Here is an 11033-nt window from a genome sequence, read left to right as displayed (position 1 = left end):
TCTTAGTGTACTTTTGCTTCCTTTCTCATTTTAAATCTAACAATAACAAATCTAAAGGAGCGGAGTCGAAGCTGGTCACCCTGAGCGGAGTCGAAGGGCAGAATTTAAAACAGATGCTGATGATAAGTAGCTTATGGTCAGGGATTTCGCACGGGTTGGCTTTGGCTTTTAAAATAGTAGGCCGAAATGTCGGCATAATTGTATTTCTTACCTAAACCCGATATTGAGGTAACGAAATAATCTTCATTTCGCTTTTGAGTAATATAGGCAATTGATTTCCGGTAGCCGCAGTTATAGGCAGTAGCGTAAAAGCGCAGCTTGTCCTCCGCCGACTTCCATTTGATCGATTTAAACCTTTGTTCGCATAATTGATAAAATGCAGCCAAGTAAAGCACTTGTTTTTGCTGCGACTCGAGGTTAGCCACGATGAATCTTCGCCGGGATTCTTCCTCTTGTGAATTTTTTATAGTTAATGGCGAGAACGCTTTACTGAGCTGAAATGCCTGTAGGTCCGCATTGATCTGTTCGACAAATGAAGGTTTCATTTGAAAGCGGCCAATAGAAAAATCTGCGTAATCATTTCCGAAAGAGATGTACAGAATTTTTAATCCACCAATTTCCATCTGGTCTCTTATGGCAGAATACCGAATCAGTTCAGGGAAAACAATGGATATGGCAAAGTTAGATGGAACATTGTATTTACCTAATGTATCAATGATCCACTGGTTTTCATTGAAATATGTACATGCCTTTTGATAGTCAGCCTTAAATTCATTCTCATAGTTTAGCTGCTGAGTCTGACTTTTAAAAACTATCAGGCACAGCAATATACTGGTTAAAGAACTAAAGCACTTTCGAATATTTAGTAACTGCACGTGTTTGTTTTGATACTGCTATCCAATTTAAAATTGTTTTGCCGTTTGCGGCGGTTTTACTAATGTTGAATCCATCGTTAACCACTGTTCCATCATTAAAGAATATTTTGTTGTCTAACAAGGCGGCCCATGCCGAGCCATTGCTGTTTACCCAAAGGCTCTGCCAGTCGGAATTGATGCTGTAGTTAGTTTCTTTTAATGGCTTGCCGTTAAAGTAAATTGTATTATTACTGATTGCCAGTAAATGACTGCTGTCATCGAACCAGACGTTTTGCAAGACCGGATTATAAAGTTGGTTAATTCCGCTAAAACTCACCAATAAAGTGCCTGGACTTCCCGGCTGACCCGAAAATGATTGACCCAAAAATGCCGCATCAGTAAATGCCGGATCGAAGATGAGTTTGCCATACATATTTGGATCCTTTGATACCAATATTTTCTTGCCATCCTGATTAGCTATGTATCGTTCTTTCTCGGTTTCACTAATTTCATTTACAAACTGGGCAGCAAACTTTGTTTTTTTATCGTTAAACCTAAATGCTTCTAATTGAGTAAAAGGGCCAATCTTTTTCCCGTTGAAGACTATAAAGCTTTTCCCTCCTTCTTCTTTGACGTATTTCTGATAAATGTTAACCATCTCAACAGGGTCAAATTGGGCATCGTTCTCAACTTTGTCTTCTGAGTCTTTCTTTAAAAAATCCAGTGGAATATTCTTTACCGTATAAGGCCCTTTTTTAATATTGTTCTCAACGATATACCTGGCTCCCGATTTATCTACGATTACTAAGCCCGAAACCTTATTGTCGCTGCTGATCATAATTTTTGATTCCTTATAATCGATCCGTTCACCTTCTTCCAACGTATAAATTACATGGCTTTCTGCATCTTTTAGTTGATCGCTTGTAAGGCCATCGGCAGCTGATGCAGTTCCCGAACTGCCGCTTTGATTGTTAGTGCCGGTGCCACTGTTGCTTTTTTCAGGTTCGGATGTTCCGGTAACTTTTTTAACTTCTTTATTTGCTTTATCAGATAGCTTCTTAAGAATTTGTGCATGGGCCTGAAAACAAATAGAGGCCGTTAAGATGGTTAATACTAGAAGAGGACGTAAGATTTTCATGGCATTTTTATTAATTGGATTTTTAAGTAGAACTAGTTTCTAATATACTGAAAATCAATCATTAAAATAGTTGTCTGGTTGTTTGAAATGGATTAGAGTCATGTCTTTTTTGTCTTAAGCAGGTAAACCACTAAATTCAGTTATGCAAAAAATCATATCAGCTGTTCAAACACGTCTTGCCGATCAGTTTACAATTGCCAATGAACCTATTGCCTCTATTGATCTTATGGAGCGTGCTTCTGTTGCCTTTGTTTCGAGGTTTATTGAAGAGGTACCGTTAAAGACAACAATGATTGCGGTTTATTGTGGTGTGGGCAATAACGGCGGCGACGGACTGGCAATTGCCCGTTTGTTAGCAGCCAAGAGCTATATGAATGTTAAGGTGATCATTCTGCAGCATTCTTTTAAAACTACTATTGATTTTGAAGAGAATTTGCGAAGGGTTCAGCAATTAAAGTTGCCGGTTCATATTTTTCAATCAGAGGATGTTCTGCCAATAGAAACATCGGAAGTGATTATTGATGCAATCTTAGGTTCGGGTTTGAATAAGCCATTGGAGGGCAGTTTAAAAAAGTGGGTGGAACAACTAAATCAACAAAAGAAACATGTGATTGCGGTGGATATACCTACCGGAATGTTTGCCGATGAACCCAATAGTGCAGACTCTGTGGTTGTTAAAACGGATTTGGTAATTAGCTTTCAGCGGCCAAAGCTGAATTTTTTACTTCCGGAATCAGCTTCTGTGATTAAAAGATGGCATGTAGTAGATATTGGTTTGGATGAACATTTTATCCAATCATGTGAAAGTGAGCTGGCTTTAATAGAAGAAAAGGATATTCAATCGATCTTAAAGAAGCGTGATAATTTTAGTCATAAAGGAACCTACGGGCATTCGTTGATCATTGCTGGACAGGAGGAGACTATGGGTGCCGCCTTGTTAACAGCCGAAGCTTGCTTAAATACTGGCAGCGGGTTAACAACTGCTTATGTGCCCAGTTTAGGTTTGGTAGCCCTGAATACACGCTTGCCCGAAGTAATGGCCGCTATCGGCGAGGTGGATAAAATTCAATGGGAGAAATATTCTGCCGTTGCTATTGGTCCTGGGCTAGGAACTGATGATCATTCTATTGAGATCCTTAAAAGTACATTGAAGAATTTCCGTGGTCCATGCGTTTTTGATGCAGATGCGCTGAATGTGCTTTCGGCAGATTCGTCATTGCTCGACCTGGTGCCCGAGCAATCTGTTTTAACTCCACATGTTAAAGAATTCGATCGTTTATTTGGCGCTCATGAAAACTGGACTCAGCGTGTCAAAACCATGCAGAAGGAGTCGACGGAGCGTGAGCTGATCATTGTCCTTAAAAACAGGTATACGCTTATCGCTTCTCCAACAGGCATGATCTATTTTAATTTAACCGGAACCCCAGCAATGGCTTCAGGTGGAATGGGTGATGTGCTTACAGGAATTATCGTGTCATTATTAGCGCAGGGCTATTCGGCAATACAAGCCGCAATGGCTGGAGTTTACCTGCATGGTAAAGCCGGAAATGAATTGGAAGAATTGGGTTATTCGGTTATTCCTGCAAGTAAACTAGCCCGAAGGATAAATAAGACGATTGGGAAAGTAAGAAGTACAAAGTAAGATTTTAGAGGTGCGATTTTAGATTTATGATTTAAGTGGAAACCGAAGTCCATGGACTATGAGCAGAGATCCATTCACCATTTTCAATCTGCCTGAAACAAAAAAGCACCAGCTTGGGCTAGTGCATATTTCTAAATTCTAAGATCTAATTTCTAAAATCCTTAAATTTTTCCCATTGCATACATCTTATCCATAGTTGGATTTGTACTTCCTCCTTTAGGCTCCAATGTAACGGCAAAAGCTTGTGCTCCTTGTATGTTTTTCATCTGGAACATAGTTTTCTGCCCTTTCTTCACATCAAAAACGCCTGCATCAACCGGTTTGCCATTCACGATGGCCCAAAGCTGGTATTGGTGTTCAGCATCGTTTTCTGGCAGGTTAAGCATATCAACCATTACATGGGTGTTTTTCGCATTCCAGTAAACCATTATTTCGTTACCCGGAAATGCGGTGGTAGAGGCTAAATGTACCTTTTTGAAATCTGGGTCTTGCAAAATGCCTTTGTAAGCGTTCATGTTAGCAAGGTTGGTGGCATACTGCTGATTTGAAGAACGTAACGCCAAAAGTTCGTTTTCAGAGCTTTTCCAGCGTTCCCAGTAGTTAAATGCCGCAATGCTACTTACAAGCAAAAGTGTTAAACAAGCTGCCATTCCATAAGCAAACAAGCGGGTAGGATATAAAGGGATAGCAGGTTTTTCGGCCTGCCGATTTGTAATTTGATCCAAGAGATGATTTTTAATAAATGGATTAGGCTCAATGCCCAAAATTACCGAGGTGTTTTCATGGTTTTCTTCAATCTTTGCCAATTCTTCGGCAATTTCAGGATGCAGGGATGCCATCTCTGCTACTTCTTTAGCCTCCGCTGCCGAGAGGGCTCCGTAAACATACATTTCAAGTACACCCGATTCTATATATTCTTTTACATCCACGACAGATATCAATTAAAATATTTTCGCAATTCCATTATGGCCAATCGAAGGCGAGTTTTTACTGTTCCTAAAGGAATGTTCAACGCTTCAGCTACTTCGTTTTGTTTATATCCCTGAAAATAAATCATATCTACGATTACCTTCTGTTCGGGTTTCAGGCTTATCAAAAGATCTTTTATGCCGATGTGTTCGGGTGATAACGAAATACTCTTCAAAGAATCAATAGTATTTACGCTGTTATCAAGCTCCTGGTTTTTGTTTTCATTACGAAACGACTTAGAGCGAAGACGATCTAATGCTTGATTTCTCGCAATATTGGCCATCCAGGTAAACAATCGGCCTTTCTTAGGGTCGTAATTTGAAGCGTTATTCCATATTTTTAGAAAAACTTCCTGTAAAACATCGCTGGTATCTTCTTCCGAATGAACAATACGTAAAATAATACCGTTTAGCGCCGCCGAATACATATTGTACAATGCCTCAATAGCGAGCTTTTGCCGTTGTTTTAGCCCAGTTACAAGTTCTTCTTCGGATAATGTTAAACGTTTCTTCAAAATTGGCCCATTTTAAGATTCTAATGGAAACAAATGTTTTTCTGCGTGGTAAGATGAACGAACCAATGGCCCACTTTCAACAACTTTAAATCCTTTGGCTAATCCTACTTCTTTGTAACGCGCAAATTGATCAGGGTGGATAAATTCAATGATGGCATGGTGATTTTTAGTTGGCTGTAAATATTGACCAACGGTTAAAATATGAACACCTGCTTCCAACAGATCATCCATTGCCTCAAAAACTTCTTCTTCGGTTTCACCAAAACCAAGCATAATGCCCGATTTAGTACGCAAGCCGGCCTGGCTAATGTGTTTTAAGCATTCAAGGCTTCTGTCGTATTTAGCCTGAATACGGATCTCGCGAGTAAGACGGCGAACGGTTTCGATATTATGAGAAACAACTTCTGGTCTTTCTGCCAATACTCTTTCCAGGTTTTCCCACTGACCTTTAAAGTCTGGTAATAGGGTTTCCATCGTAGTTTCCGGACTTTTTGCACGAATAGCACGAATGGTTTCGGCCCAGATTGTTGAACCACCATCTTTTAAATCATCACGGTCAACAGAGGTAATTACACAATGTTTTACCTGCATCAGTGCAACTGAGGTGGCAACGCGTTCCGGTTCATTCAGTTCAACAGCTAATGGACGGCCGGTGGCAACAGCACAAAACGAACATGAGCGGGTACAAATATTACCCAAAATCATGAACGTTGCAGTTCCTTCACCCCAACACTCTCCCATATTCGGACAGTTTCCGCTTTCGCAAATGGTGTGAAGTTTATGATTGTCAACCAGTGAACGAACATGAGCATATTCTTTTCCGGTTGGCAGTTTAACGCGCAACCAATCTGGTTTCTTTATACGGGGTTCGGCTTTAACTACCGGAAGTTCTATCATATAAACGCTAATATCTTAATACTTAACCCAAAACCATATGAATTGTTCCGGATTATTTTAACCGTGCAAATGTACGAAGTAAGAAGGTTAAAGTACAAAGTGGAAAGTAAGAAGTACAAAGTTAAAAGTATGAAGTACTAAGTTTTCAAGTACAAAGGTCAACAATCTTACTTCTAAAATTGTACTTCTAACTTCGTACTTTAAAAACCGTCCTTCTGAAATCTAAAATTGTACTTTGTACTTCTAACTTCATACTTTAAAAACCGTCCTTCTAAAATCTAAAATCGTCATTTTTACGTCGTACTTCTAAAATCTAAAATTGTACTTCGTACTTTTAACTTTGTACTTTCTTAAATCTCATTTATGGCAACCGTTAAAACTATTTATAAAGGCGACTTACGTACCGAAGCGACTCACTTACAATCGGGCACCAAGATTATTACCGATGCTCCAACGGATAATAATGGTAAAGGTGAAACTTTTTCACCTACAGATTTGGTGGCGGCAGCATTAGGCAGCTGTGCCATGACCATCATGGGCATTGTGGCCAGAAGAGAGAACATCGATTTAAAGGATACTGATTTTTCTATAACAAAGATCATGGCGGCAGAACCCCGTAGGATCTCCGAGATTCAGGTGGAGTTTAATTTTCCGAAACTGGATATCGACGATCGTCAGCGTCAACTTTTGGAAAACGCGGCATTAACCTGTCCAGTGGCACAAAGCCTTAAAGCCGAGCTGGTACAAAATATTAAGTTCAATTGGCAATAGTTTTTGTCGCTTTGAAATAGCATAAGGCTGTTCCATTCATTGGGGCAGCCTTTTTTATTCAAAGCATGTTTATTTGTCTAACAAAACTTGAGTATTTAAGCTCATCTTTTCTGATTATTTCAATGTCTGTCCAGCCGTTTGTTGATTTAGTCTGAAATATTAACCAAGAGTCTTTGCCGTCATATACCAAACGCTTGTTCTGACTTTCAATAAACCAAGAGCCGAATGCTTTATCATTATATTCTTTAGTCTTCACGTTAGCGTTTCCTAATCTTTGAATACAAAGGTCGTAAAGAAATAAGTTCCAGTTTTTTGAGATTTGCTTTTCAATGTCAAAAGCGTCGCCAATTGCTTTTTCAATCGTTTCGTCTGTTGCACTGTCTACAATTTCAGCTTTACGCCCATACGCATCAGTAAGGGTCACCCTAAAAGCTCCATTTGAAATTTCTTCAATATTTATTTTCCATCCAGGAATTGACTTTTTCATTCGGTCGTATTAATATTACGCATAACTAAGGTATTAAATTTATTGATCCTAAATGGGTGTTCTTCATAACCTGCTTTCTACTTTAAATAATGTATGTATTTTTGCGCTTCAGATATAAATAGTTTTCAATTAGAAGATTGAGCAATGCGTGAAGAGTACATAATAATGAAGGATAATTGCTTTATACCTTTTGCCAAAGAAATTGAAGCTATTGCCTTGCCTCAAAAATTCACATTTCCGTTCTATTACGAACCTCATTCCTTAAGCCTGTTGGCTGCCGAAGAATTGCAGCAGTATTTGGCTACACAAACCGAATGGGAACATAACTTCGGTATTGAAGAAGGGCAGGAAGGACTGATCATCGGCAAGATGTTCGGAGTGCTGGTAGTGCAAAATAAAGAAGGGCAGCTTGGTTATTTATCGGCATTTTCAGGTAAGCTGGCCGGACAAAATCATCATTCCCGCTTTGTTCCGCCGGTTTTTGATATGTTAACCGAAAATGGGTTTTTCCGTAAAGAAGAACAAGTGCTCACCAGCATGCACGGCCAGATTGAAGCGCTTGAAAATCATAGTGAATTAGCGAAACTAAAGGAACAATTAGCCTCTCAAACTACCCAATATGCCGTTGAGTTGGAAGCATACAAGCAACAAATAAAACTGGCCAAACAGGAGCGTGATCTTCTCCGGAATGCCCCAAAAGATACCGAGGATGAAGAACATATTAATGCCCTGCACGAAGAGTTGCGGAAGCAAAGTTTAAATGAAAGTCTTCGACTTAAGCATTTGAATAAATACTGGAAACACCAAATTGCTGAAACGCAAAACCTTCTTGATGAAAAGTTAAATGAAATAGCTGAAGTAAAAGAAGAGCGAAAAAATAAATCAGCGGCTTTGCAGCAAAAGCTGTTCGATTCGTATTATTTCCTTAATCAACTGGGTCACAAGAAAAGTTTGCATCAGATTTTTAAGCATACAACCGATGTTAATCCTCCTGCGGGAGCCGGTGAATGTGCCGCGCCTAAGCTGTTGCAATATGCTTTTATGCATCAGCTGAAACCAATTGCCATGGCGGAATTTTGGTGGGGACAATCGCCAAAGTCGGAAGTTAGGGTGCATGGTCATTTTTATCCTGCATGTAAGGGTAAATGCGAACCCATTTTAGCGCACATGCTCGAAGGTATTGAGATGGATGAGAACCCAATGCTCATTAACCCTGCCGAAGGCAAGGATATCGATATTGTTTTCGAAGATGAAGAGCTGGTGGTAATTAATAAACCTGCCGAGTTTTTGTCGGTGCCAGGCAAAAATGTACAGGATTCGGTTTATGAGCGCGTCCGGATCAAATATCCGGAAGCCACTGGCCCTTTGGTGGTTCACCGTTTAGATATGTCGACTTCTGGCTTAATGTTGATCGCTAAAACCAAAGAATCACACAAAATACTACAAGATCAATTCATCAACCGGACCGTGAAGAAACGTTACGTGGCTCTCTTAAATGGAGTTATCCCGGAGGATGAGGGGATCATTGAACTGCCTTTAAGAGTTGATCTGGAAGATCGCCCGCGTCAGTTGGTATGTTATGAATATGGCAAACACGCCAAAACAATATGGAAAGTGATTTCCAGAACCAACCAACACACCAAGGTTCATTTTTATCCTATAACCGGCCGTACGCATCAGTTACGGGTGCATGCTGCCCATTCGTTGGGATTGAAATCGCCTATTGTTGGGGATGATTTGTACGGACAAAAAGCAGCACGTTTACATCTACATGCCGAATTCATTGAATTTAAACATCCGGTAAGTAAGGAGGTGATGAAGATTCGTGTGGATGCGGATTTTTAAGAGATATCGGTGTTCTATGTAACGAGATGCTGTATAGTACTAAAGAAGTTTTCTAATTTCTTAGTGTTGTCCACAGATATTAATCTTGGAAAACCCGCTATAATAGTTTCGCCTTTTAAAGCAATATTTAAATAATTGCACATCATTGCCTTTTTGAGGACATCTTCATTGAAAAAAATAATTGCCTTTTCTCTATCGCTATAACTTATACTATAACGTTTGTTTAAATGTGAGTTATCCGGGAATAAAAGTTGTGCTTTGCTTAACAACTTGCTTAAAAGTCGAGTAAGAAAATCATCTACTAGTTCGTTTGGCTGCAATAAAATATTTCCAAAAGTCTGCCTTAGATTAGCGCATCCCCAAATCTGATATTCAATTTCTTTTGATAGTTGGCCGTATTTTGGAGAATATTGCCTTGCTCGTTTTAACTCTACCTGAACTAAATAAAACACTCCATTAGGGGCTGTTATTTTTAATATATTCTTAAAGTTGACATTATATGTGGAAGAGAAAACATTGAATGGATCGAACATAGAATATATATATTGTATATCCCGTGGTTCCTTCAAGACTTCAATAGCGTTATTTTTGTTTAAGCAATCAAATGATTTTGTAAGTGCCTCTGTCTCAAACTCATCTACATTTGTTATGTCAATCATATTAGTGTTTTCTTTATTTTTAATACAAGAAATGGTGTTAAAAGCCAAGGAATGCAATATCCGCTATTTTTAATTTTACTACATTCAATTATTTAAATTTTTATGTTGATCCGTGAAGCTCAAAAAGAAGACATTCCCCAAATTCAGGTGGTGCGTAATTCTGTAAAAGAAAACACGCTTTCCAATCCAGATTTGGTTACAGACCGGGATTGCGAAGAGTTTCTGTTTGAGCGGGGAAAAGGCTGGGTTGCTGAAGTTAACCATGTAATTGTTGGTTTTGCCATTGCTGATTTAAAGGAGCATAATATTTGGGCTTTATTCTTACATCCTGATTTTGAAAAGCAGGGAATTGGTAAGAAGCTCCACAGTAGTATGCTCGATTGGTATTTTTCGCAAACCCATGAAAAGGTATGGCTAGGCACAGCTCCAAATACCAGGGCCGAAATGTTCTATCGTAAATCGGGCTGGAAAGAGGTTGGCATGCACGGTAAAGGAGAGATTAAATTCGAAATGACATTTGATAACTGGAATTCGTTACGAGGAATATAGGAGAAATTATCAGATTAATTATTCGGGTTGATTGTAGGTATAACTAAGTTAGCAGTAATTTTAAAATGACAGAGCTATTCACTTATATAATGGAATTCAAGGGTGGGACTTATACCACCCAAGTCTATGCTAATGCATTAAATGATTCCGTTGTAGCTTGGGCATTGCAAATTGAAAAAGAAATAACTGAGATTAAATTAATTGGTAATAAGACTGTCCATCAAATAAAGGATCTGATTTCAAAAGAAATGATTGATAAACCGACTCTGCTTACAGGATTAGAAAACGTTTGGTATTTAGAAATATACACCCGAATCGGTGTTTTGAGGATTAATATTGTTAAGACTACATTATGATTAAAAGGGTTATACTAGGGACTGTTTTATCCATACTGATTTTCTTCTCTGTATCATTTGTTGATTTTCTAACACAATTACCACCAATAAAAGCTTATCGAGCTGATTTAAGGATTGGGAAGCCATTTAATTACTTTTATGAATTCTATCCTAGAGGTGGATTTAACCACGGATGGAATATTGCAAATTTGATTTTAGATAGTTTGATTACTTGGATTATAGTAACCGGATTTTATATTTTATTGACACCAAAAAATAAAGAACATACCACCTAAATGCTAGTCAGCCTGATTTCTATGACAAAACCAAATCATTTTTATAGGTGGTTTGGTTTTTTATTAGGGCATATATC

13 protein-coding genes are annotated in these 11033 nt (G+C 38.7%); 6 read left to right on the top strand and 7 right to left on the bottom strand.

All coding sequences use genetic code 11. The features are described from left to right. Positions 1-137 precede the first annotated feature (137 nt). A complete protein-coding gene (locus tag NF867_RS13805; RefSeq protein WP_252588654.1) occupies positions 138-827 on the bottom strand; it encodes a hypothetical protein in 690 nt (229 codons plus the stop codon). Between the two features lie 16 nt (positions 828-843). Next, a complete protein-coding gene (locus tag NF867_RS13800) occupies positions 844-1992 on the bottom strand; it encodes a hypothetical protein (RefSeq protein ID WP_252588652.1) in 1149 nt (382 codons plus the stop codon). Between the two features lie 142 nt (positions 1993-2134). Here NF867_RS13800 and NF867_RS13795 point away from each other — a divergent pair, with 142 nt between their 5' ends. Further along, complete coding sequence (locus tag NF867_RS13795; RefSeq protein WP_252588651.1) at positions 2135-3634, top strand: NAD(P)H-hydrate dehydratase; 1500 nt, start codon at positions 2135-2137, stop codon at positions 3632-3634. Between the two features lie 161 nt (positions 3635-3795). Here the strand turns inward: NF867_RS13795 and NF867_RS13790 are convergent, their stop codons facing one another. From NF867_RS13790 to lipA, 3 genes are read right to left on the bottom strand one after another with little or no spacing between them, the layout of a single operon-like run. Next, the gene (locus NF867_RS13790; protein WP_252588649.1) at positions 3796-4563 is read right to left on the bottom strand and encodes an anti-sigma factor; all 768 of its coding nucleotides are present in this window, start codon (positions 4561-4563) and stop codon (positions 3796-3798) included. An 8-nt stretch (positions 4564-4571) separates the two neighbouring features. Next, positions 4572-5117 (bottom strand): RNA polymerase sigma factor, encoded by a 546-nt coding sequence (locus NF867_RS13785; protein WP_252588647.1) that lies wholly within the window; start codon positions 5115-5117, stop codon positions 4572-4574. Between the two features lie 12 nt (positions 5118-5129). After that, positions 5130-6014, bottom strand: a complete 885-nt coding sequence (gene lipA / locus NF867_RS13780) for a lipoyl synthase (protein WP_252588645.1) — start codon at positions 6012-6014, stop codon at positions 5130-5132. Positions 6015-6377: 363 nt separating this feature from the next. Here lipA and NF867_RS13775 point away from each other — a divergent pair, with 363 nt between their 5' ends. After that, positions 6378-6785, top strand: coding sequence for an OsmC family protein (locus NF867_RS13775; RefSeq protein ID WP_252588643.1), 408 nt, complete (start codon positions 6378-6380; stop codon positions 6783-6785). 58 nt (positions 6786-6843) lie between these two features. Here the strand turns inward: NF867_RS13775 and NF867_RS13770 are convergent, their stop codons facing one another. Then, positions 6844-7272: a hypothetical protein gene (locus tag NF867_RS13770; protein ID WP_252588642.1), complete on the bottom strand. Its 429-nt coding sequence runs from the start codon at positions 7270-7272 to the stop codon at positions 6844-6846. A 144-nt stretch (positions 7273-7416) separates the two neighbouring features. On the opposite strand from NF867_RS13770, the gene NF867_RS13765 reads away from it, so the two are divergent. Continuing rightward, complete coding sequence (locus tag NF867_RS13765; RefSeq protein ID WP_252588639.1) at positions 7417-9117, top strand: RluA family pseudouridine synthase; 1701 nt, start codon at positions 7417-7419, stop codon at positions 9115-9117. A 14-nt stretch (positions 9118-9131) separates the two neighbouring features. Here the strand turns inward: NF867_RS13765 and NF867_RS13760 are convergent, their stop codons facing one another. After that, entirely contained in the window at positions 9132-9776 is a 645-nt protein-coding gene (locus NF867_RS13760; RefSeq protein WP_252588637.1) for a hypothetical protein, read from the bottom strand. A 102-nt stretch (positions 9777-9878) separates the two neighbouring features. On the opposite strand from NF867_RS13760, the gene NF867_RS13755 reads away from it, so the two are divergent. From NF867_RS13755 to NF867_RS13745, 3 genes are all read left to right on the top strand, one after another. Then, positions 9879-10325: a GNAT family N-acetyltransferase gene (locus NF867_RS13755; RefSeq protein ID WP_252588635.1), complete on the top strand. Its 447-nt coding sequence runs from the start codon at positions 9879-9881 to the stop codon at positions 10323-10325. Between the two features lie 65 nt (positions 10326-10390). After that, a complete protein-coding gene (locus NF867_RS13750; RefSeq protein WP_252588633.1) occupies positions 10391-10681 on the top strand; it encodes a hypothetical protein in 291 nt (96 codons plus the stop codon). Next, entirely contained in the window at positions 10678-10956 is a 279-nt protein-coding gene (locus NF867_RS13745) for a hypothetical protein (RefSeq protein WP_252588631.1), read from the top strand. The genes NF867_RS13750 and NF867_RS13745 overlap by 4 nt, the downstream gene beginning before the upstream one ends. Positions 10957-11033 lie beyond the last annotated feature (77 nt).

Source organism: Solitalea agri, assembly GCF_023914155.1.
Lineage (GTDB): Bacteria > Bacteroidota > Bacteroidia > Sphingobacteriales > Sphingobacteriaceae > Solitalea > Solitalea agri.
Note: the sequence above shows the minus strand (reverse complement) of the source record. Positions and strands in the feature narration are given on the sequence as shown.